The sequence below is a fragment of the Fodinicola feengrottensis genome (assembly GCF_039530045.1).
Taxonomy (GTDB): domain Bacteria; phylum Actinomycetota; class Actinomycetes; order Mycobacteriales; family HKI-0501; genus Fodinicola; species Fodinicola feengrottensis.
This window is the reverse complement of record NZ_BAAANY010000009.1, coordinates 188,025-209,767: the sequence shown is the minus strand read 5'-3', so window position 1 is coordinate 209,767 and position 21,743 is coordinate 188,025. Positions and strand designations below refer to the sequence as shown.

Annotated in this window: 18 protein-coding genes; 11 read left to right on the top strand and 7 right to left on the bottom strand. The window is 68.5% G+C overall.

The window, feature by feature from the left end:
- Nucleotides 1-9: 9 nt before the first annotated feature.
- A complete protein-coding gene (locus ABD301_RS13535; protein ID WP_163568536.1) occupies nucleotides 10-1,239 on the bottom strand; it encodes an arginine deiminase in 1,230 nt (409 codons plus the stop codon).
- A gap of 363 nt (nucleotides 1,240-1,602) precedes the next feature.
- On the opposite strand from ABD301_RS13535, the gene ABD301_RS13530 reads away from it, so the two are divergent.
- From ABD301_RS13530 to ABD301_RS13510, 5 genes are all read left to right on the top strand, one after another.
- Nucleotides 1,603-2,655, top strand: coding sequence for a hypothetical protein (locus ABD301_RS13530; protein ID WP_163568537.1), 1,053 nt, complete (start codon nucleotides 1,603-1,605; stop codon nucleotides 2,653-2,655).
- A gap of 75 nt (nucleotides 2,656-2,730) precedes the next feature.
- Nucleotides 2,731-4,860, top strand: a complete 2,130-nt coding sequence (locus tag ABD301_RS13525; protein ID WP_344310353.1) for a hypothetical protein — start codon at nucleotides 2,731-2,733, stop codon at nucleotides 4,858-4,860.
- Nucleotides 4,857-5,495 carry a sortase domain-containing protein gene (locus tag ABD301_RS13520; RefSeq protein WP_344310351.1) on the top strand — a complete coding sequence of 213 codons (639 nt, stop codon included), beginning with the start codon at nucleotides 4,857-4,859 and terminating at the stop codon, nucleotides 5,493-5,495. The genes ABD301_RS13525 and ABD301_RS13520 overlap by 4 nt, the downstream gene beginning before the upstream one ends.
- A gap of 130 nt (nucleotides 5,496-5,625) precedes the next feature.
- Nucleotides 5,626-6,573: a prephenate dehydratase gene (gene pheA, locus ABD301_RS13515; RefSeq protein WP_344310350.1), complete on the top strand. Its 948-nt coding sequence runs from the start codon at nucleotides 5,626-5,628 to the stop codon at nucleotides 6,571-6,573.
- On the top strand, nucleotides 6,570-7,184 hold the full coding sequence (locus ABD301_RS13510; RefSeq protein ID WP_344310348.1) for a histidine phosphatase family protein: 615 nt from the start codon (nucleotides 6,570-6,572) through the stop codon (nucleotides 7,182-7,184). Before pheA ends, ABD301_RS13510 begins: the two co-directional genes overlap by 4 nt.
- Here the strand turns inward: ABD301_RS13510 and ABD301_RS13505 are convergent.
- The 5 genes from ABD301_RS13505 to ABD301_RS13485 all read right to left on the bottom strand — a co-directional run bounded on the left by ABD301_RS13505 (nucleotide 7,181) and on the right by ABD301_RS13485 (nucleotide 13,117).
- Entirely contained in the window at nucleotides 7,181-9,739 is a 2,559-nt protein-coding gene (locus tag ABD301_RS13505) for a protein kinase domain-containing protein (protein WP_344310346.1), read from the bottom strand. The genes ABD301_RS13510 and ABD301_RS13505 overlap by 4 nt on opposite strands.
- Nucleotides 9,740-9,841: 102 nt before the next feature.
- Nucleotides 9,842-10,570: an AIM24 family protein gene (locus ABD301_RS13500; protein ID WP_163568543.1), complete on the bottom strand. Its 729-nt coding sequence runs from the start codon at nucleotides 10,568-10,570 to the stop codon at nucleotides 9,842-9,844.
- Between the two features lie 61 nt (nucleotides 10,571-10,631).
- Nucleotides 10,632-10,982, bottom strand: a complete 351-nt coding sequence (locus tag ABD301_RS13495) for a metallopeptidase family protein (protein ID WP_163568544.1) — start codon at nucleotides 10,980-10,982, stop codon at nucleotides 10,632-10,634.
- 3 nt (nucleotides 10,983-10,985) lie between these two features.
- On the bottom strand, nucleotides 10,986-11,681 hold the full coding sequence (locus tag ABD301_RS13490) for a DNA alkylation repair protein (RefSeq protein WP_344310343.1): 696 nt from the start codon (nucleotides 11,679-11,681) through the stop codon (nucleotides 10,986-10,988).
- Nucleotides 11,681-13,117, bottom strand: a complete 1,437-nt coding sequence (locus ABD301_RS13485) for a GuaB1 family IMP dehydrogenase-related protein (RefSeq protein ID WP_163568545.1) — start codon at nucleotides 13,115-13,117, stop codon at nucleotides 11,681-11,683. The genes ABD301_RS13490 and ABD301_RS13485 overlap by 1 nt, the downstream gene beginning before the upstream one ends.
- Before the next feature lie 284 nt (nucleotides 13,118-13,401).
- Here ABD301_RS13485 and ABD301_RS13480 point away from each other — a divergent pair, with 284 nt between their 5' ends.
- From ABD301_RS13480 to ABD301_RS13465, 4 genes are all read left to right on the top strand, one after another.
- Nucleotides 13,402-14,349 carry a TerD family protein gene (locus ABD301_RS13480; protein ID WP_344310340.1) on the top strand — a complete coding sequence of 316 codons (948 nt, stop codon included), beginning with the start codon at nucleotides 13,402-13,404 and terminating at the stop codon, nucleotides 14,347-14,349.
- Between the two features lie 690 nt (nucleotides 14,350-15,039).
- Nucleotides 15,040-16,713, top strand: coding sequence for a class I adenylate-forming enzyme family protein (locus ABD301_RS13475; protein WP_344310338.1), 1,674 nt, complete (start codon nucleotides 15,040-15,042; stop codon nucleotides 16,711-16,713).
- A complete protein-coding gene (locus ABD301_RS13470; RefSeq protein ID WP_344310336.1) occupies nucleotides 16,710-17,705 on the top strand; it encodes an LLM class F420-dependent oxidoreductase in 996 nt (331 codons plus the stop codon). The genes ABD301_RS13475 and ABD301_RS13470 overlap by 4 nt, the downstream gene beginning before the upstream one ends.
- A 5-nt stretch (nucleotides 17,706-17,710) precedes the next feature.
- Nucleotides 17,711-18,763, top strand: a complete 1,053-nt coding sequence (locus ABD301_RS13465; protein ID WP_344310334.1) for an alpha/beta hydrolase — start codon at nucleotides 17,711-17,713, stop codon at nucleotides 18,761-18,763.
- Here the strand turns inward: ABD301_RS13465 and ABD301_RS13460 are convergent.
- Nucleotides 18,717-19,433, bottom strand: a complete 717-nt coding sequence (locus ABD301_RS13460; protein ID WP_163568551.1) for a TetR/AcrR family transcriptional regulator — start codon at nucleotides 19,431-19,433, stop codon at nucleotides 18,717-18,719. The genes ABD301_RS13465 and ABD301_RS13460 overlap by 47 nt on opposite strands.
- 81 nt (nucleotides 19,434-19,514) lie before the next feature.
- On the opposite strand from ABD301_RS13460, the gene ABD301_RS13455 reads away from it, so the two are divergent.
- Nucleotides 19,515-21,080 carry an FAD-dependent monooxygenase gene (locus ABD301_RS13455; protein ID WP_344310330.1) on the top strand — a complete coding sequence of 522 codons (1,566 nt, stop codon included), beginning with the start codon at nucleotides 19,515-19,517 and terminating at the stop codon, nucleotides 21,078-21,080.
- On the top strand, nucleotides 21,077-21,742 hold the full coding sequence (locus ABD301_RS13450) for a hypothetical protein (RefSeq protein WP_344310328.1): 666 nt from the start codon (nucleotides 21,077-21,079) through the stop codon (nucleotides 21,740-21,742). The genes ABD301_RS13455 and ABD301_RS13450 overlap by 4 nt, the downstream gene beginning before the upstream one ends.
- The last annotated feature ends 1 nt before the right edge of the window (nucleotide 21,743 follow it).

Sequence of the window (21,743 nt, the reverse complement as noted above, 5' to 3'; positions counted from 1 at the left end):
TCCGGCCGGCTACCGCGGCAGCGGGTCGCGGGTGATGGGGCAGGACATACAGCGCGGCCCGCCCCGGCCGCTGCCCAGTTCCGAGCCGGCGATCCGGACCACTTCGACGCCGGCCTCTTCCAGCCGCGCGTTGGTCTCGATGTTCCGCTCGTACGCCACCGCGAGGCGCGGCGCGATACAGAGTGTGTTGTTGCCGTCGTCCCACTGCTCGCGCTCGGCGGTCACCGGGTCCAGCCCGGTGTCGATCACCCGCAGGGTGTCGATCCGCATCGCCTTCGCGGCCGCCGTCAGGAACGGCTCCGGGCCGCTCAGCTGGCTGACCGAGCCCGGCTCGGGACCGGCGGTCATGGTGTAGGCACAGAGGCTGTCGGCGATGTTCGGATACATCACCACCGCGTCCACGTCGACCATCGTGCAAACCGTGTCCAGGTGCATGGTGGCCCGCTCCTGGGCGATCGGCAGCACCAGCAGGGTGTGCGCCAGGCCACGCTCGAAGACCCGCTGGGCGAGCCGCTCGGCGCCGGCCGACGTGGTCCGCTCGCCGACCCCGACGGCGATCACGCCAGGGGCCAGCAGCAGCACGTCCCCACCTTCGACGTGTTCGAACTCCGGCTCGTACACCAGTTCGGTGCCGGCGAACCGTGGGTGGTACGTGTAAATCGCCCTGGTCAGGGTCGTTTCCCTGGACCGGGCCGGCATCGCGAAGCTGGTCACCGCGACCTGGCCAGCGATCCAGACGCTGGAGTCGCGGGTGAACAGCACGTTCGGCAGTGGGTTGATGATGAAGTCGTGGTCGTCCATCAACGTGTAGGTGAGGGTGTCCCGGCCGGTCCGTAGTTCGTGGTGCGCGAGCCCGGCGATCAGCACCTCGGCCAGCGCGTCCGGGTCGAGGGTGTCCAGCAGGGCGCCGACCGCCCGGCGGAGCCCGATGCCCAGCCGCGGATCGGCGAGCACCGCCTCGGTGACCTCGGTCCGAGCGTCCGCGACGGTGAGCGTCTCGCGGATCAGGTCCGTCACGTAGACGACCTCGACGCCGTGGCCGCGCAACGCGTCAGCGAACGCATCGTGTTCCTCCTGCGCGCGCCCGACCCACGGGATCCCGTCGAACAGCAGGTCGTCGTTGTTGCGAGGGGTCAGCCGTTTCAGCTCCGCGCCGGGCCGGTGCAGCATCACGGTGCGCAGCCGGCCGACCTCGCTGTCGGCATAAGGGGCAGGTGCAGCGGTCACAGCCAGAACCATAGGCTTTGGCGGCGGTTCTGGTTATTCAGGAGCATGGTCTGTCGGCTTCCCTTCCGGGCATGGTCACCTTGTTCGGTACGCATAAAGTTAGGCGCGGGACGCATAACTTCGGCAAATGTAACTCTGAATCCGAATTGTACGGTATATCGCTATTAGTACTATTCGCTAGAAAAGTCCGCTGACCTGCGCCGATGTGTAACGAGATGGCGTACGACACACGAAAAGCACAGTGTCGTCTTGTGTGGAGAACGCAACTTACCGTCGGTTCTCAGCAGAAATAACGAGATTTACGCGCCCTTGGTTGTTGTTGCGAGTGCCAGGCCGGTAATCTGCGGCGCCAAGGAACAGTGCCAAAGGAGTCACGTGCTGGATCTGCTCGGCCCGACACGGTGCGGTGTCAGCACCGCGCTGTGTCGTGCGCGCGGCAGCCGGACAGCACGGGCGGCGCTCGCGGTCGCCGGACTCGCGGCCGGATTCTGGCTCGCCGCCTCCCTTTCGCACAGCGGCGTCGCGTACGCCGACACCGTGTCGACTCAGCCGACGACATCGGTGACGGACGTGGTCGCCGCGGTGAGCGCTCCCACGGACCAGCCGTCGCTGCCGGCTCTGGGCCCGGTCTCGTCAACCGTCGGCCAGGTCACCGGCAGCACGACGGCCGCCGGTTCGGCGCCGGCTGACAGTCCGGTCGCCGACAGCAAGGTCACCGGCGACAAGCCTGCGGTGGACACGACCGGCTCCACGCCGTCCCCGTCCAGCGGCCTGCTCGGTGGCCTTGTTGGTGGCTCGGGAGGCGGTTCGTCGGCGGTTGGCTCAGTGGGCGGCCTCACCTCGGGGCTGACCGGCTCGGTGACCGATCTGGTCAGCCGGCCTGGCCATAGGCTCCGGTCGATCGTGGCCGCGGTCGTACGGCCAGCGGCGTTATCGCCCTCGCTGCCGATCGTCGACGACCCAGGCGACTCGCCGATGCCGATCCTGAACGGCTACCCCGGGCACCTGCCGTGCTGCCTCCCGGACCTGCCGTGGCCAGCGCCGTGGCACCCGGCCCCGCCGGCCGGTCAGCCGATCGGCGGCGGCCACTCCGGCGGCCACCCGATCCCGGTCGGCACCCCAGTTCTGGCTTTCCCCACTGCGCCACGGGCCTCCCGGGCCGCGGTGCAGGTGCCACGTACCGCCGCCATAGCGCCGGTCGTGGCGCAGCTTCTCAGCGCGTCCGGATCGCCGTCCGGACCGGGGCCCGCCCCGGTGCAGCCGGCGTTCATGGTGGCGTCCGTCTCCGGCCACTCCGGCTCGGACTCGAGCGCCTGGCTCGATCCACTTCGCTCGTCAGGGCTGGGGTTCGAAGCTGCTGGGCCGGTTGGTTCAGATGATCTTTTCATCTTGCATACCACCGCCAAGCCGTCAGTCTCTCCGGACTGAGTTGCTTCCCCTTGAGTCGAGATGCCTGTCCACGATGGCCAGCGCACCGGTTGTCGACTCTCTGCGCTTGACCACATGCCAAGTGACAAGAAGGGCCTTGGAACTGTGAACAAATGGGTTCGCCGATCGCTGGAGACAGCGATCCTGACCGCCGGGTTCGTGGCAGTGGGGGCTGGCGCGGCACACGCCGCCGATGCCACCGCCCCCACGGACGCTGCCGGCACGCTGACGGACGTGGCTCACGCCGCGCCGATTCAGCTTCCCAGCACCACCAACGTCACCTCGCTGGTCAGCTCCTCGACCCAGCAGGTGACCCAGACCGCCAGTCGTACGGTGCACGTGCTCACCCAGCAGGGTGGCAAGGCCACCCCCGGGCAAGCACTGCAGATCGCGCACAACCAGTCCGCGGTCGACGCGGCCAAGGCCGCCGCCAAGAAGGCTGCCGCCGCCGCGTACCAGGCGAGGCACTCCGCTCAGGCGGCCGCCGCCCTGCAGCAGCCGACCCTGCACATCACCACCGATGCCGGCCACTACGGCGTGCACGGCCAGGCCGGCCCCGCGGTCGGTGGCGGTGACCTGGTAGCACCAGGCCTGCCGGCACTGCAGCAGCCGGCGCTCCCGGGCGTACCGGACCTGGGCGGCCTGCCCAGCCTGCCGGGCACGCCGGATCTCGGGTCCCTCCCGAGCCTGCCGAACCTCGGTGCGCTGCCGGCCGCTCCCACGCTGCCGAGCCTGCCGGGCACGGGTGCTCTCCCGAGCGCGCCGACCCTGCCGAGTCTGCCGAGTTTGGGTTCGTTGCCGTCGGCTCCGACGCTGCCCACTTTGGGGGAGCTGCCCAGCCTGCCCAGCCTGCCGGGTACGGGTGTGCTGCCGAGTGCGCCGACCCTGCAGAGCGCCCCCGCCTCGTCGCCCCTGCCGGGGTTGCCGAGTCTGGACGGCCTGCCGAGCCTGAACGGCCTGCCGGCACTGCCGAGCCTGCCGTCGCTCAGCCAGCCGGACCTTGGCGCGCTGCCCGGCCTGCCAGCGTTGCCGGCGGCCGGTCTGCCGGAGCTTGGTTCGCTGCCGGCCGTACCGTCGCTGCCCGGTCTGCCGGAGCTCGGCTCGTTGCCGTCCGCTCCGTCGCTGCCGAGCCTGGGCGACCTGCCGACGCTGGGTTCGCTGCCAAGCCTGCCCGGCACCGGTGTATTGCCCAGCACGCCGAGCCTGCCGGGGCTGCCCAGCCTCGGTGGCCTGCCGAGCCTGGGTGGCCTGCCGAGTCTGGGTGATCTGCCAAGTCTTGGTTCGCTTCCGAGCCTCGGTGACCTGCCGGCGACCGGCCTGCCGGCGTTGCCGGACCCGGGCACGGTGGTAGGCGGTGTGGTGTCCGAGCTGCCCAGCCTGGGTGCGCTGCCCACGCTGCCGTCGCTCCCGGAGCTGCCCACCGCGGGCTTCCTGCCGAACGCCCCGACAGCTCCCAGCCTGCCGAGCCTTGGCGGCCTGGGTGACCTGCTCGGCGGTGTTCCGGTGGTGGGTGACCTGCTGGGTGGCAACACCATGCACCCGGACCTGCACGGCGCGGAGGACCTGCCCATCCTGGGCAGCGTCAAGTCCCTACTGGGCGGTCTGACCGGCACCTTGACCGAGACGACCACGCATCTGGTCGCCCCGGCGCAGGTCAAGCAGTCGCACGCGAATCCCGTACAGGAGGTCGCTGGCACGTTGGGTGACACGGTGACCGGCCTCGGCCACACCGTGAACACCCTCGGCCAGACGCTCGACAAGACGACCAACTCGTTGCTCGGCGGCGAGACCCAGACCTCGCTGCCGGGCCTCGGCAGCACGGTCGGCGGCGTGGTCGGCGGCGGCACCGAGGACCTGGGCACCATGTGCCACGGCGTCGGCGGCGCGCACACCGCTCCGGTCACCGGTCTGCCGAGTCTGCCCACCCAGGGCGGCACGAACGGCACCGGCACCATGGTCGGCGGCGTCTCCGGCGTCTTCACCCCTTCCAGCCCGACGACCGTCCCGCAGTCCGGTCCGGTCAACGGGACCGGCTCGCAGGTCAGCCAGGTGCCGACCGGTGCGCCGGAGACCGGCGGCGGCTCGACCGCGCTCGCCGGTGACGCCACCAACGGTGGCATGGAGGGCGCACTGCTCGCTGGTGGTCTGCTGATCGGGGCTGCCGCGGCGGCCGAGGTGCTTCGCCGGCGTACCCGGCGGGCATGAGCGGTTTAGATCGCAGGCGACGCTTCGCCATGGTGGTGGCGGCCCTCGTGGTCTTCGCCGTCGTGGCGGCGTTCGGCTATGGCCTGGTGTCCCTGTTCGCGGGGACATCAGGCTCCCGGTCGGCGGCCAGCGATGCTGGTACGCCGGCCGGCGGCTCGACCGCCGCTGCCGTCACGACCCTGTCGTACTCGCCCCCCACGCACCTGACCATCGCGGCCATCGGAGTGGACGGCGCGTTGCAGCAGGTCGGCGTCGACAGCGCCCGGAACACCCTGCAGCTGCCGGCCAAAGTGGCCCAAGCCGCGTGGTTCAGCAACTCCAAGACTCCCGGACAGGCCGGCCCGACGGTCATCATCGGCTACATCTCGTCCGGTGCGAAGAAACCCGGCGTGTTCGCCAAGATGGCCGAGCTGCGGCCCGGCGGCGAGATCCGGGTCACCCGTACGGACGCGAAGACCGTCGTCTTCACCGTCGACAGCATCACCGAATATCCGCTCAACCAGATGCCGACCGACAAGGTCTTTGCCGCCACCGCGGCTCCGACACTGCGGATCATCACCTGCGGCGGCTCGCTGCATGACGCGTCGACCGCCAGCAACGTGGTCGTCTACGCCCACATGACAGGGACCGGCTGACCCGCTCGCACCGGAAAGTGGCGCCCCCGAGTCGATCCTTCTCGGGGGCGCCGACATTTCGGTGGCGCTGGCGCGCTCACCGCGGCCTGGGCATCCAGGCGTACGAGCGAAAAACAGATAGGCTCATCCGGTGCCTGGAGTCCCGCCGCAGCGATTCACGTATCTCGGTCCAGAGGGGACGTTCGCCGAGCAGGCGTTGCTGACCCTGCCAGCCGCCCGCAACGGCGTGCGCGAGCCGTCCGCGACGGTGCCGGAGGCGCTGGACGCGGTTCGTTCCGGTGCGGTGGGGGCGGCGCTGGTGCCGTTGGAGAACTCGGTCGAGGGCGCGGTCGGCGTGACACTGGATGAGCTCGCGTACGGGGCGCCGCTGTTGATCACCCGGGAACTGCTGTTGCAGGTCCGGTTCGGGCTGTTCGGCCGACCGGGTACCAAGCTGGAGTCGGTGCGTACGGTGGCCAGCCACCCGCATGGTCTCGCCCAGGTCCGCGCCTGGATGCGCAAGCATCTGCCCGACGCCGAGCAGCGGTCCACCTCATCCACCTCCGATGCCGCGGTGGCGGTGGCCCGCGGCGACTTCGACGCGGCGGCCTGTGCGGCGGTGGCTGGTGAGCGGCAGCGGCTGGAGCTGCTGGCCGACGACATTGGCGACTCCTCCACCGCGGTGACCCGTTTCGTGCTGGTCACTCGGCCGGGCCGGCCGGCCGAGCGGACCGGCGACGACCTGACTTCGCTGGTGGCGTTTATCGCGCACGACCGGGCCGGCGCGTTGCTGGAGGTGCTGACCGAGTTCGCCGTTCGCGGCCTCAACCTGACCCGGATCGAGTCGCGGCCGACCAAGGAGCGGCTCGGCCGTTACTGCTTCCTGCTGGACTGCTCCGGCCACATCGCCGACGACCGGGTCGGCGAGGCCGTGATGGGCCTGCGGCGAATCTGCGCGGACGTACGCTTCCTCGGCTCCTATCCGGCGGCCGAGCCGTCGCCGCCGTACACGCGCCGCCCCGGCACCTCAGACGCCGACTTCGCCGACGCGGCCGGCTGGCTGCGGCAGATCCGAGACGGCGCTACGGATCGCGGGTGAAGCAGCTGCTGCTCTTCCGGCACGCGCAGAGCGAGGCCAACGTGACCGGCAGCCTGCATTGCACGGTGCCCGGCCCGCCGCTCACCAGCAACGGCCGCGAGCAGGCCGCCGCGCTGGCGGACCGGCTCGCCGGTACGGACATCGCAGCGGTCTGGGCGTCCGGGATGACCCGCGCCCAGCAGACCGCCGAACCGATCGCGCGGTCCCACGGCCTCTCCGTCACTGTCCACCCGGACCTGAGGGAAGGCTTCGTCGGAGACCTGCACGACCGTAGGGACGACGAAGCGCACGAACTCTTCGACGAGATGTCGGTGACCTGGTTCCTGGACGGCGACCTGGATTTCCGACGGCCCGGCGGGGAATCCGGCCGGGAGATCGTGGACCGGCTCGGCGGCGCCTTGGACGAGGTGGTCGCTGGCCTGGCTGACGGCCAGACCGCTGTCGTGGTGTCCCATGCGGCCGCGCTCCGGCTGACGGTGCCGCAACGCTGCCCGGGCATCTCGCCGTTGCGCGCGCTACGCCACCACCTGCCCAACACTGGGCTGGTCGAGGTCGAGGTGACCGCCGGCGACTGGTTCTGCCGTACGTGGGACGGTGTCAAACCCGTCTAGCGTCCCCCGATTGAGCTCTTCACCGCCGCCGTCTTGGCGTCCAGGGTCACCAGGTGTCCATCCTTGTCCAGGATGTACGTGAACTGACCGTTTCCGGTGATGCTGGCCAGCCGCGGGCTGGAGCTGCCGGCGGTCCCGGTGGACGACGTGATGGTCGCGCCTGTCCTCGGGTTAAGCAGGTCGTACTTGCACGGACCGCCGCCGCTTTCGGACCCCGAGCACGAGACGACCAGCACGTTGCCGGCGCTGAAGCCGGCCAACTGGGCGTCCTCGGTCTTGTGGTTGCGGCTCGGCTGTTCCCACAGCACCTTTTTGGTCTTGGCGTCCACGGCCAGGAGCGTGGGTTTGCTGCTGTCGTACGTCGGCGCGACCTCGATCATCGCGACCCCGTTCACGATGCCACGGGGCAGGAACTTCACGTTCTTGCGACTGACCAGCGACTGGATGTTGCCGCTGGTGGGGTCGGCGGTGAACAACTGGTCGGCGGCGTCCCACTGAACGCCGCCGAGCCGGCCGATCACGTCGTCCGGGCCGGCCGCCTCGATCACCGGTTGGGGTTGGTGCTCCCAGATCTTGCGAAGGGAATGGGTGTTGTAGCCCTGGACGCAGTCGGCGTTGACCCCGAACATCACCATCACCGAGTTGCCGTCCGCGCTGAAGAACCAGTCGTCATCCTGCGGCCGGACTTGGCCGGGGAAGTGCTGACACTTGGGTTCCAGCCGGGTCGCCGCACCGGTGGCCGGGTTGAAGAACAGCAGCGTCTGCCCGTAGCTGTCGCCGGTGACCGTGTCGTCCACCGCGACCGTGCCGTTGGCCACGTGCAGGTAGGTGGGGGTCGACGACAGCTGCTTGTGCCAGGTCGGGGTGCCGCTGGTCAGGTCGAAGGCCTGGACGTTGCCATCCTTGCTGAGTACGACGACGTGGTTGCCGACGATGGCCGCGCAGACGTTCTGACCGTACCCAGCCAGGTCGGCCGAGAGGGTCTGCGTCCACAGCACCTTGCCGGTCGCCGGGTTGAATGCCTGGACCGTTGTCTTGCTGACTGCGACCGAGACCGGGTTCGCGGCCACCACCACCGCATAAGGGTCGATCTCGCCGAGGCTGTCGCCGGTCCAGACCGTCGAACCATCGGTGGGGTTCAGTCGGCGAACTGACATGGTCTGACCAGAGACCCCACTGCTGTAGCCGATCGCGAACACGTCGGTCGACTTCGGGTCCGCCACCGGGACCGGTGGGGATTCGACGAAGAACGACTGCAGGCCGGTGCCGCTGGCGATGTTGCCCAGGCTCTGGACCCATCCTGGTACGTGCGAGCCGACGCCGATGTCCGCGGCGACCAGCACCGCCACGATGGTGAGGCCGATGGTCCGGCCGATCCAGCGGCGCCTTCGCCGAGGCGCCGGCGGCCGGTACGGCGGCACCGCCTGGTACGGCGCCGGATACGGGCCCGACGGGTAGGGGCCAGGAGACTGCGGAACTGAGGACTGCGGTGCCGGAGACAGTGGCGCGGCCCCGTACTGATCGCTCGGATATTGGCCGCTCCCGTACTGTCCGCTCGGGTATTGGCCGCTGGGGTACGGAGTAGGCGGCGGTGGGCCGGTCGGCGCCCAACCGGCCGGCGCGGCGTCCGAAGGGCGAGGGGCGCCGGGCGTACGGCCGTCCGGCAGGGTTGGGTACGGGGACATAGTGGTGGGCATGGCGCCGCCGACTGAGCCGCCATCGACGCCGTCCTGGCCGTGCGACTCAAAAGCGCGCCGGCAGCGATCGGCGTTCCAGCGCCGCCGCGGGTCCTTGTCGAGCAGCCCGAGCAGGATCGGGGTCAGCCAGCCGGCCAGCCGCATCGGGTCCGGGTCCTCGGTGACCGCGGCCGCCATCGTGACAAGCTGGCCGTCCCGGGTGTAGGGCGGGCGGCCCTCGACAGCGGTGTAGAGAGTGGCGCCGAGTGAGTAGAGGTCGCTCGGCGGGCCGGCGGTCTCGCCGCGTACCCGCTCCGGCGCGATGTAGGCCGGCGAGCCGATGACATGGCCGGTCGCGGTGGTGGACGACTTGTTCATCTCGAACGCGATGCCGAAGTCGGTCAGCGTCGGGTTGCCGCGGCTGTCCACGATGACGTTGGCGGGTTTCACGTCACGGTGCAGGATGCCCGCTTCGTGCGCCACTTCGAGGGCGGCCAGCAGCGCCAGCCCGATCCGGGCCACCAGATCCGGCGGCAGCGGACCGTCTTCCTTGATGACGCCTTCCAGCGACCGGCCGGACAGCAGGTCCATGACGATCCACGGCCGGTCGTCGGCGGTGAGTACGTCGTGCACCGGAACAATCCCAGCATGGTGCAGCCGGGCGCCGAGCCGGGCCTCCCGAAGCAGCCGGCGAAAGCTGTCCTGCCGCTCGGACTCGGACAGCCCGGGCGGCAGGTGCACCTCTTTGAGGGCGACCTCGCGGTCGAGTACGTCATCGTGGGCACGCCAGACGGTGCCCATCCCGCCAGCCCCGATCCGGGAGACCAGCCGATAACGGCCACCGATTAACGCCCCGATGTCCAACGGTGTACCGCTCACTTCGGCACTTTAACCGCTGGCCGGCCGGCGTCGAAGATCTCTCGCGCAGTCCCGCGCTTTTGGGCAGTCGTACGGATGACTTGTCCCGCCGGACAGCGGCGGCTAACCGCCGAGGCTGCCCAGGATCCCGCGGGCACCGCCGCCACCGCTGCCGGTGCCGGACGAGGAGCGCAGGTCCGGTGCTTCGGAGGGCTGCACGATCACGTACCCCTGGCCGTTGAAGACCAACTGGAACGCCTCCCCCGAACCGCCGGTGAAGAAGGACTTGAGGCTTTCCGAGCGGTGCAGGTTGGTCTGCAGGTTCGCCGACCAGCCGATGATCGCGTCGGTGTCCACGAAGACCGGGAAGTTCGGCGCCACCGGGATGACCACCGGCGGGCCCTGGCAGGTCACCGCGACCTTGCCCTGGCCGGTGAAGACGCTGTTGAACAGGCCGCCGCCGAACATGCCGGCGTTCTTGATCAGCTTGATCTCGTACTGCAGGCTCGGGTCGAAGACCAGGATGTTGCGGCCGTTGATGCTGAGCGCGTCGTTCGGGTCCAGCTCCAGGATGAAGACGTTGTACGCCAGGTCGGCGAACCACATCTCGCCCTGTCCGTGGCACCGCATCAACGCCAGGCCCTCGCCGGTCAGGGTCCGCTTGAGCAGGTTGCCGAAGCCCTGCGTCTTGGTCTCGATCTGGATGTTGCCGCGGTAGGCGACCATTGCGCCCTGCTTGGCGAGCAACTCACCGTTGAGGGCGTACTTGATGCACCGCGGGTTCTGGACACTCATCCCGGCCTCTTGGGCGGGCTGGGCCATGTAGTCGCTGCCGAAGATGTCACCGCGCATAGTTCTTCCTCCGTGGGCGTTCGCTGGCCCATACGTTAACCGGCGCCGCCGGCGTACCGAGTCAGCCCCACCCGAGCTCGTGCAACAGGGCGTCGTCGATGCCGAAATGATGGGCTATTTCGTGTACGACGGTAATCGCGACTTCTTTGATGACGTCCGCCTCGGTGTCGCTGATCGCCAGGATCGGGTTGCGGAAGATCAGGATCCGGTCCGGCAGCACCGCGCCATAGTCCCAGCCGCGCCGGGTCAGGTCGATGCCCTCGTAGAGGCCGAGCAGCGTGGCGCCTTCCGGCGAGTCGTCCTCGACCAGCACCACCACGTTCTCCAGCCGGTCCATCAGCTCGGCCGGCACCTGGTCGAGGGCGTCGCTGACCAGTTCCTCGAACCGCTCTCTGCTCATTCGTACGGGCATCGCTCAGCGGTCCACGTTCTTCAGCGCCTCGCGGCGGGACAGCCCGGACAGCCGGTCGCCCATCGAGTCCACATAGGACACCACCCAGTCCGGGTCGTGCCAGGCCAGGTCGCGCAACGCCCAGCCAATCGCCTTGGGCAGGAAGAACTCCCGACTTTCCACGCTGGGCTCGATAACCTCGGCGAGCAGGTCGTAGTCGGTGCTCGCTTTCGCGCCGATCTGGCAAATGATGGACGTACGCCGGATCCACATGTCGTCGTCGGTCGACCAGCGCCGCACCATCGGGGTCACCGTTTCCCGGTAGGCCCGGTGGATCGGGCCGATCCGGCGGATCGCCACCTCGTCCACGTGGTCCCACCACGCGCCGGTGCTGACCATTTCCAAGTACATCGGCAGCGCATGCACGTCCTGCCAGCTGGCATAAAGCCGCCACCCGGTCAGTTCTCTGGCGGCATATCTTTCTTCGCGGAATTTCGCCTTGCGCCACAGCGAAAGTGCTGTCTCCGTCCACTGTGGACGGTCGGCGAGCGGGTATTCGGTGAAAACCTCTTTGCACACCTGTCTCAACGGTGTCGACTGGACGCCGTAATAGGGCATCACCGATTTCATGTACGCCTGCATGCCGGGCGCTTTCTCCGGGTCGGCGACCGCGGCAAGGCCGTCGCGGACGGCCTTGATCAGGCCCCGGTGTGCGGCCATCACCAGTTCGTCGGAATCGGGCGGCCCTCTTCGTACCCGGCGGAGGACTGCACGCCGATCACCGCCCGCCCGGTGAACTCCTCCAAACTGCCGGCGCCCGCGTACGTACAAGCCGAACGCAGTCCGGCGACGATCGCGTCGATGACGTCTTCGGCGCCCGGATGTTGGTTGTCCAGGTACATTTTCGAGGAGCTGATGCCCTCGCTGAACAGCTCCTTGCGGGAGCGTTCGAAGGCGTTTTCGGCGCGGTTCCTGGCCTGCACCGCCCGCGCGGACGCCATTCCGTACGAGACCTTGAAAAGCCGGCCGTCGGAGTCGGTCTGCAAATCGCCGGCCGACTCGTACGTGCCGGCCAGCCACGAGCCGACCATCACGTTGGACGCGCCGGCGGCCAGCGCGAGCGCCACGTCCCGAGGATGCCGCACGCCGCCGTCGGCCCACACGTGGCTGCCCAGCTCACGGGCCTGCGCGGCGCACTCGGCGACCGCGGAGAACTGCGGCCGGCCGACCCCGGTCATCATCCGGGTCGTACACATGGCGCCTGGTCCGACCCCCACTTTGACCACGTCGGCGCCGGCCTCGACGAGGTCTCTGACGCCCTCGGCCGAGACCACGTTGCCGGCCACGATCGGCACGATCGGGTCGAGAGCGCGGACCGCCTTCAGCGCGGCGATCATCTTGTCCTGGTGGCCGTGCGCGGTGTCCACCACGATCACGTCCGCGCCGGCCTGCAACAGCGCGGCGGCCTTGGCCGGCACGTTGCCGTTGATGCCGATCGCGGCGCCCACCCGGAGCCGGCCGTTCTCGTCCACAGCCGGTTGGTAGATCGTCGAGCGGAGCGCGCCGAGGCGGGTGAGCACTCCGACCAGCCGGCCGTGCTCGTCGACCACCGGCGCCACCTTGCGGCGGCCTTCGTGCAGGACCTGATACGCCTTGTCCAGTGGTGCACCGGCGGCGATCGTCAACACATCGGTGCTCATCACCGCGCCCAGCTGGGTGAAGCGGTCCACCGACCGCAGGTCGCTGGCGGTCACGATGCCGACCGGCGAGTCGCCCTCGACGACGATCACCGCGCCATGCGCGCGCTTGGTGATCAACCCGTCCGCGGCCGCCACGGTGTCCGTCGGCGCCAGCGTCAGAGCCGTGTCGTACACCGGGTGGCGAGTCTTCACCCAGGCGATGACCTCGCTGACGATATCCAGCGGGATGTCCTGTGGCAGCACCGCGAGCCCGCCGCGGCGAGCCACCGTCTCGGCCATCCGGCGGCCGGCGATCGCGGTCATGTTCGCGACCACCAGCGGGATGGTCGTCCCCATCCGGTCGGCGGTCCGCAGGTCGACGTCCAACCGGGACGTGATCGCGGACCGCGACGGGACCATGAACACGTCGTTGTAGGTCAGGTCGTACGGCGGAACCACGTCATTCAGAAAGCGCACGTCGCGAGCCTAGTGCGTTTTTATCCGTGGTGTTCCGGCGTACACCCACCGCCGCGGTACTAGTGCAGCTGCCGGTGATGGGGCGCGAAAGTGTCGGCGCGGTGCGGAAGGCTCGATTTCGGGGGCAGCTCATCTGCCGCCGCCTCACCCGCCACTCCTGTCACAGGATTTTGGCGCCCCCGAACTCGAGACTTCCGGGTGGGGGCGACAGTTTGGTGCTGCCTGGAACGAGTGGTGTTGGATGATCCACGGTCGTACATATCGGTCGACGGAGGTGTGTCTTGGTGCTGATCGCGAAGGGTCAGAACGTGCCGGTCGAGGCCGCCGCGATCCGGGTGATCGTCGGCTGGAAGGACACCGAGTTCGCACCTGACGTGCACGTCTCGGCGTTGCTGCTGTGCCCGAACAAGGTCCGCTCGGACGACGACTTCGTGACCCCCGAGACCAAGATGCACCGGTCGGGCACTGTCCGGTACGCCGGCAGCACCACCATCGACGGGATCGCTACCGGCAACCTGCTGATCGCACTCGCCGGGATGGATCCGCCGGTGCAGCGGATCGCGCTGGTCGGTACGGCGATCGCCGGCTATTTCGGGCAGTTGTCGAATCTCTACATCCAGATCGTGAATGCCGCCGGTGGCGCCGAACTGGCCCGGTTCGACACCCGGGACGCCGGCCGCGAGCGGGTCTTCGTGCTCGGCGAGCTCTATCGGCGAGACGCCGGCTGGCGGTTCCGGGCGGTGGGCCAGGGCTACCGGAGCGGCCTCGCCGGGCTGGCCAACGACTTCGGCCTGACTCCGCGCGAGGACGGCCCGCCGCCGCCCGAGCCGCGGTTGCCCCGGTCGGAACCGGCGCCGACTCGACCTCGCTCCAGCCGCAGCCAGCGCCCAGCCGTCCCCGCACCAGCCGGCCCGCAGCCTCCGGGTGCGGGCCAGCCTCCGAGTGGTCCGCCGTCTGGTCAACCGCACGGCCAACCACAGCGGCCGCCGGTGGGTCAGCCGCAACGTCAACCGCAGGGCAGCCCGCCGCACCCCTCGCCGCCGGGCGGCCGGCAACCGGGCCGCTTCGGCGGTCCGCCGCCCGGATATCCGCCACCGCCTGCCGCGTACCCACCGCCCGGGCGCTACCCGCAGCCACCTCCCGGCGTACGCCCGGCAACCCCACCGCCCGGACACCCGGCGCCCCACCGCCAGCCACCACCCCCACAGTCCTACCCACCAGGCCGCCCCTAACCGGCAAGTCTGGAGCGGCAAAGCTGGAGCCGGCTCCAAATTTTTCTCGCGCGCGCGTCCTCAAACCCACCCCCCACCCGATCTGGGTGGGGGCCAGAAAACAGTGTGGGTACGACATTTTCGCGCCGTAGCAGATACTTCGACGCCATGCCGACCACACCCATCCCAACCCATCCCAACCCAACCCCGCCCGCGCGGCGACCGGAGGCCGCCCAGGTTCGTGGCGGTGGGGTGCCCGGTTTTTGGGCGCCCCGGCGACGCGGACCGGATGCGCCGCCGCAGGAACTGCGGCCATCAACTCAGCCATGCCGACCACACCCATCCCAACCCCGCCCGCGCGGCGGCCGGAGGCCGCCCAGGTTCGTGGCGGTGGGGTGCCCGGTTTTTGGGCGCCCCGGCGACGCGGACCGGATGCGCCGCCGCAGGTACTGCGGCCAGAAGCACGGCCAGAAGCACGGCCAGAAGCACGGCCAATCGGGTAGAAACCAACCGAGACCGCCTCTCGCTCGATCGAAGTTCGCCGCGTAGGGTGAGCGGAACTACGCGCCCGGTGACATTGGTCGAGGACTCCAGGGAGGAATCAGTCGTGTCGCAGCCCGCCGAGGAGTCGACTGGTTTCGGCCCGTCGACGGTTCTCGGATCAGGGATGGCCGAGGACCCGGAGAGACCGTCGGACCGCGGGGTCCGGTGATGGCCGGCCTTCATCCACCCGCGCTGGTGGCGAGATATCGCGAGAGCGGCGCATGGGGCGACACCACCATCGACGAGCTGTTCCGCCGGCAGGTGGCGGCCCAGCCGGACCGGATCGCGGTGGTCGACCCTCCCAACAAGGCCGAGCTGACCGGCGGCAAGCCGCAGCGGTGGACCTGGCGGCAACTGGACGCCGCGGTGGACCGGTTGGCGGCGGCGTTGGTCGGGCGGGGGATTGGCAAGGGTGACGTGGTCGCGGCGCAGTTGCCCAACTCGGTGGATCTGGTGCAGACGGTGCTCGCGACGGTACGCATCGGGGCCGTGTTGACGCCGTTTCCGGTGCAGTATCGCGAGCGAGAGCTCGTGCATATGTGCCAGGCGACTCAGGCGAATGTCTTCATCACCTGCGAGATGGTGCGCGACCGCAAGCTGGCGGAGGTCGCGTCCTCGATCAGCGCCCAGGTGCCGTCGCTGCGCCGGGTGCTGGTGCTACGCGGCGACGGGCCGGCTGGCCCGTCCGCACCGGCCCGGGCGCATTTGCGGAACTATCTCGCCGACCTCACCGTCGACCCCAATGACAGCGTCTCGATCTGCTGGACCTCGGGCACGGAGGCGCCGCCCAAAGGTGTGCCGAGGTGTCATTACGACTGGCTGGCGATCGCCCGGGTCTGCCACGACGCGGCCGAGCTGACCAGTGCGGACGTGATGCTCAACCCGTTCCCGATGGTGAACATGGCCGGCTTTGGCGGGCTGATGCTGCCGTGGCTGATGTCCGGTTGCGTGCTGGTCCAGCACCAGCCGTTCGAAGCCGACGTCTACTTGCGGCAGATCCAGGACGAGCGCGCCACCTACACGATCGTCGCGCCGGCCCTGCTGGCCAGGATGATGAACGAGGAGCAGCTGCGCGAGTCGTTCGACCTCACGTCGTTGCGGCTGATCGGCTCCGGCGCGGCGCCGCTGGCGGGTGACGTGGTGGCGGCGTGGGAGACGGCGACCAAGGTCGAGGTCATCAACTTCTTCGGCTCCAACGAAGGCACCTGCCTGGTGTCCACCCCGAAACAAATCCCGGACGCACATGACCGCTCGCGGTATTTCCCGCGCAACGGAGTCGCGCGGGGTGTCATCGCCGAGGCGATGGAGCTCAGGCTGGTGGACACCGACACCGGCGAGGTCATCACCGAGAGCGGGCGGCGCGGTGAGCTGCGGTTGAAAGGTCCGACGCTGTTCGCCGGTTACCAGGTCGGCACCTCGGCGACCTTCTTCGACGCCGAGGGCTTCTTTCGCACCGGCGATCTTTTCGAGATAGCCGGCGAAAACAGCGATTTTCTGCGCTATGTTGACCGGGTCAAGGACATCATCATCCGCGGTGGCATCAACATCGCGCCGGCCGAGATCGAGAACATGCTGGCGGCACATCCAAGCGTGGCCGACGTGGCGGTGGTCGGCGTGCCGGACGAGGTGATGGGGGAGCGTACGTGCGCGGTCGTCGTCCCGACCGCCGGCACCACCCCGACGCTGGATGACCTGGTGGAATTCCTGCGGCGCAAGAAAATCTCGTCGTACAAGCTGCCTGAGCGGCTGGCGATCGTGGAGAGTCTGCCCCGCACCCCGGCCGGCAAGATGTTGAAATGGGCGGTCAGGGCGCAGATCCAGCCAGAGCCGGTGCGGGCTTGAGGATTTCCGTCTCGCTCGGGTTGTGGCAGGACCGGCCGCCCACCGAGGTGGTCCAGACGGCTCGACTGGCCGACGCCGGCTCCTTCGCTGAGCTGTGGATCGGCGAGATGGCTACCTACGACGTGTTCGCGCTGGCCACCGCGGTCGCCGCTGCCACTCAGCGGATCCCGCTGGTGCTCGGTCCGCTGCCGGTCACCGTCCGCGACCCGATGATGATCGCGATGGGTGTGGCGAGCGTGGCCTCGCTGACCGGTCGGCTGGCCTCGGTCGCGCTCGGTACGTCCAGCCCGCTGGTCGTCGAGCGCTGGCACGGCCGGTCCCGGGCCCGGGCGGCGAAGGCCCTCCAAGAGTCCGCGACAGCGGTGAAAGCGTTGCTGGCCGGCGAAAAACCGCACCTGGACGGCGAGGTCGTCAGCACCAGTGGTTTCCGGTTGCGTACGCCCGCACCCGGTGGCGACTTGACCATCGCGGCTTTCGGGCCCGCGTCCGTACGGGTCGCGGCTCGGCATGCCGAGCGGATGGTCCTCAACTTGGTTGGCCCAGCTACCGCCGCTGATCTCGTTGCTTTGGTGGAAAAAGAGGCCGCTGTGGCGGGTCGGCCGCGGCCACGAGTGGCGCTCTGGGCACCCGCCGCCCTCGACCCGGGGGAGGCCGCGTGGGCCCAGTTGCGGGCTGGCCTGGTCGGCTATCTGGCCGCACCCGGCTATGCCGAGATGTTCGAGCGCGAGGGCTTTGGCGAGCTGGTCGCGCTGGCTCGTTCCGGTGCCCATCCCCGCGAAATACTGGGAAAAGTCGGCACCAACGTGCCGGCCGCGGTGGGCCTGGTCGGGGACCGGGCCACGCTCGCCGCCAAGGCCGCCGACTACCAGGCGGCCGGGATCGACGAGTTGGTGGTGGTGCCGTCGTCCACAGTGGACGATGAGGGTGGCGCGCGTACGCTCGCCGCGATGAGCGAGATCAGTGACCAGTTTTCCGTTGCTACATCGGGGTGAAGTCGATGCGCAAGCTGTTCGTGGCGGGGATCGCCGTGCTGCTCTTCATGGGCGTTTTCTCCACGGCGCGGGTGTTGGCTGACCCCAGACCAGCCGTCACCTCCGCGGTTCCGACGTGCCAGCGGGAAACCGTACCGGTGTCACTGGCGCCTGGCGCGGCCGTCAACCAGACGATCGCCGCATGGGTCTGTGCGATCGGCCCAGTGGTGGGAAAGCCTGTGCAACTGTTGGTGGCCGGCTACACGTACGACCACCATTACTGGGATCCGGCGATTGACCCGGATCGCTCTTCGTGGGTCCGCTCGGCCACTCGGGCCGGCTACGTGACGGTGTCCTTCGACCGGCTCGGGAGCGGCCTGTCCACCAAACCGTTGGTCACCTCGGTCAGCGTGCCCACCCACGTGTGGACCGTGCATCAACTGATTTCTGGCCTGCGCAAAGGAAAGATCACCGGCAGTGCGGCCAGGAAGGTGGTGCTGGTCGGCCATTCGATGGGCGCCGCGATCGCGCAGTCGGAGTCCGGCATCTACAACGACGCCGACTCGCTGGTGCTGACCGACTGGCTGCACTATCCCCTGTGGGTGGGTACGCCCGGTGTCGTGGTCACGTCCGTGCCGGCGATTTTGGATCCACGGTTGGCAAGCGCGCCGCTGGGTTACCTGACCGCGCTCCAGGGCGGGCACCGGGCGGTCTTCTTTTCGACCGCGGACGCCGATCCGGCGATGATCGCGTACGACGAGTCGGTGAAGACGTACGGCACGCCCACCGAGGAGGTCACCATCGTGCCGACCATTCTGCCGACCGTCACGCTGCCGATTCGCATTCCGGTTTTCCTCGGCACCGGCCAATACGACTCGATTTTCTGCGGACCGCTGACCCCTTGCACGGACGCGAGAACGGTCAAGTCCCGCGAGCAGCTGTATTTTTCGGTGCCCATCACCACTTTTGTGTTGCCGGGTGCCGGTCATTCGGCGGATCTGCACCGCAACGCGCCACTGTTGTTCAGTGCGGTCAATCAGTGGCTGGCTTCTGCGCATAGCGATCCAGGCCGCCGATAAGCAGGTCGAGCGCGAACTCGAAGCGCTCGGCCGCGTCGTCGGCCGCCATCACCGGCGCCATTGCGCGCAGGTGGACGAGCTGGTCGGGCGGCAGTGCGCTCAGATAGTCGTCGATCTGCCCCATCCGCCGCTGAGCCTCTTCCACGCCACCCTCGGCGTCTGACCACAGACTGGCCTCGTACGCGATCGCCGTCGTATAGAGCGCGACCGCGTCGGCGACGTAGGAAGCGACCTTGGCTGGCAGCCCACCGGCGGCCAGCAACCCGAGGATCCGGTCCATCCCCATCAGCATCTGCGGGCTGGTCGGGATCAGTGTGTGCATCGCGATCCGGGCCACCCCCGGGTTGTCCAGCATCACCTTGGTCAGCGTGCGGGCCAGCTCCTTGAGCTGCTCCTGCCACCGCGCCGGGTCGATCTCGGGCACCTCGATGGTGCTCATGATCTGGTCGTACATCAGCTCATGCAGCTCGCTTTTGTTGCGTACGTGCGCATAAAGCGACGCCGCACCGGTGTCGAGCTGCTGCGCCACCCGCCGCATGCTGACCGCGTCGAGGCCGTCCTTGGCCATCACGTCCAGTGCCGTGCTCACGATCAGCTCGGTGGAGAGCTGTCGTTTGACTGGTCGGGACGTCGTTCGGCGCCACGGTGGTTCAGGCAGATCAGTGGCCATGCCGAACAGTGTACTTGACTCGAACAGTGTTCGTTGATAGAACGGTGTTCGTCAGACGAACACCGTTCGAAACGAGGAATCATGACCAATAACCATGTGCCCGTCCTGATCGTCGGCGCCGGTCTCGCCGGCACTTCGACGGCGCTGTTCCTGGGCCTGCACGGAGTGCCATCTCTGCTGGTGGAGAGGCATCCGAGCACGTCCAACCAGCCCAAGGCGCGAGGCCAGTCCTGGCACACGATGGAGGCGCTGTCGTACGCCGGAGTAGCGGAGAAGATGACAGCTGCCGGCTATGACATCAGCCTCGGCATGCCGATCGTGATCGCCCAGACGGTGACCGGCCCGCCGATCCACGAGATCCTCGGCGAGGAGTGGCCGGACTGGTCGCATCTCTCGCCGGCGACCATGGCGATGGCCAGCCAGGAGCGGGCCGAGCCGATTCTGGCCGACCGGGCCCGCGAGCTGGGCGCCGAGCTGAGGTTTGGTACGCGACTGGAGTCCTTCAGTCAGGACGCGAACGGCGTTACCGCCGAACTGAAAGACCTGAAGACCGGCGAGATCTCCTCTGTCACCGCGGATTATCTGGTCGCTGCCGACGGCTGGCGCGGCGAGATCCGGGCCCGTCTGGGCATCGGCTGGCACGGTCGCGGCGATCTCGGCCACGCGATGGTCATTCTCTTTGACGCCGATCTCGACGAGGTCGTCAAGGGCCGAGAGTTTGCTTTGTTCTACCTGCAGAACCGAGAGCTGAGTGAGGTCGAGGGGACCGGCAGCTTCGTCAGCACGGACACGCCCGGCCGGTGGGTGGTGGTTTTCGCGTACGACCCGGAAATCCGCGGCTGGGACAGCTATTCCGAAGCGGAGCTGGTGGAAAAGGTGCGCATCGCGGTTGGAATCGCTGATCTGGAAGTGAAAATCGTCGATCGCGCGGCGACCGGGATCGCGCACCGAATCGCCGACCGGTTCAGCCAGGGGCGCGTGTTCCTGGTCGGAGACGCTGCCCACACCATGCCGCCGCACGGCGGTCAGGGTGGCAACACGGCGGTGATGGACGGCTTTTACCTGGCCTGGAAACTGGCCGCGGTGGTCAACGGCCAAGCCGGTCAACAGCTGCTGGACAGTTACGACATCGAGCGCCGGCCGTACGGGGATTTGGTCGCTGGGCAGCAGTATTCGAACATGATCTTCCGCTCCGCACCGCAGTTGGCCGACGGTAAGGAAGACCCGATTATTCCGCCGGAACAGGCGTTGCTCGGCTATCGCTATCCGGGCGGCGCGGTCGTACCAGAGCCGGACGAGGACGGTGCAGGCGTCGAGGATCCGGCCCATCCGACCGGTCGGCCGGGGTCACATGCGCCGCACGTGTGGCTGCCGGACAAGTCGTCGACAATCGATCTGTTCGGCCGGAGTTTCGTACTGCTGACCGAATCGCAGGCCTGGGTGCAGGCGGCGGGTGAGGTTGGTGAGCGGCTGGGCGTGACGGTCAAGCCTGTCCTGCTGGACGCTCCGGGTTGGCGCGAGAAATACGGCATCGGGGCGGAAGGTGCCACGCTCGTACGCCCAGACCGGTTCATCGCCTGGCGGTCCGTCGGCGCTGGTACGGCGGCGGATCTGGAGGCGGCAATGCGGACGGTGCTGGCCCGATGACGTACGTTCTCATCGCACTTTTCGCCTCGACGCTGGGGTTTCTCGAAGCACGGATATTCAATGGGCCGATCTTTGTCGAACTCGGGCTGGGCGTATCGCTCGGCTTGGTCTGGACCGCGATCGCGTACGGAGTCAGCCGTCTGCTGGAGCGTTTCAGGGAGAATCCGCGCAATGCCTCGAACGCGTCGGCGATCGCGGTGGCGCTGTGCGCGACCATGTTGCTGACGCCGGGAATCCTGCTGGAACTGATGATGTTTCCCAACCCTGACGCGTATCTGAGCATGATCCAGACCGCCGGCAACGGAACAGTGGGTTTCTACGCGACTTTCAATCCGCTGACCGAATGGATCCTGGTGCCGTTGGCGCTGTTCTTCAACTGGCGGTCGCCGGTACGGCGCAAAATCGCGATCGTTGCTGCCGTCCTCTACTACCTGGAGCGGGTCGCGACTTACCTGTACTTCGCGCCGGCCGTGCTGCGCTGGCAAGGCAGTCAGAAGTCGGCCGAGCTGGTCCAGCAGGTGGGCGGCTGGCTGAGCATCGACTGGATGCGGATGGCGGTGGACGGGCTGACGATTGTGCTGTTCGTCGCGATCACGTTCCTGCCGGCGCCGGTCGGGCGGATAAGCGTTCGGGCGTCCAGGGCGGTGTCGGTACCCTCGTAGG

Coding starts and splice junctions, on each gene's coding strand:
- ABD301_RS13490 (WP_344310343.1), bottom strand. CDS start 11,681: ATGGCCGCACACCGGGGCCTGATCAAGGCCGTCCGCGACGGCCTTGCC.
- ABD301_RS13495 (WP_163568544.1), bottom strand. CDS start 10,982: ATGCCCGTACGAATGAGCAGAGAGCGGTTCGAGGAACTGGTCAGCGAC.
- ABD301_RS13460 (WP_163568551.1), bottom strand. CDS start 19,433: ATGGCCACTGATCTGCCTGAACCACCGTGGCGCCGAACGACGTCCCGA.
- ABD301_RS13450 (WP_344310328.1), top strand. CDS start 21,077: ATGACGTACGTTCTCATCGCACTTTTCGCCTCGACGCTGGGGTTTCTC.
- ABD301_RS13475 (WP_344310338.1), top strand. CDS start 15,040: ATGGCCGGCCTTCATCCACCCGCGCTGGTGGCGAGATATCGCGAGAGC.
- ABD301_RS13465 (WP_344310334.1), top strand. CDS start 17,711: ATGCGCAAGCTGTTCGTGGCGGGGATCGCCGTGCTGCTCTTCATGGGC.
- ABD301_RS13535 (WP_163568536.1), bottom strand. CDS start 1,239: ATGGTTCTGGCTGTGACCGCTGCACCTGCCCCTTATGCCGACAGCGAG.
- ABD301_RS13500 (WP_163568543.1), bottom strand. CDS start 10,570: ATGCGCGGTGACATCTTCGGCAGCGACTACATGGCCCAGCCCGCCCAA.
- ABD301_RS13520 (WP_344310351.1), top strand. CDS start 4,857: ATGAGCGGTTTAGATCGCAGGCGACGCTTCGCCATGGTGGTGGCGGCC.
- ABD301_RS13525 (WP_344310353.1), top strand. CDS start 2,731: ATGCCAAGTGACAAGAAGGGCCTTGGAACTGTGAACAAATGGGTTCGC.
- ABD301_RS13455 (WP_344310330.1), top strand. CDS start 19,515: ATGACCAATAACCATGTGCCCGTCCTGATCGTCGGCGCCGGTCTCGCC.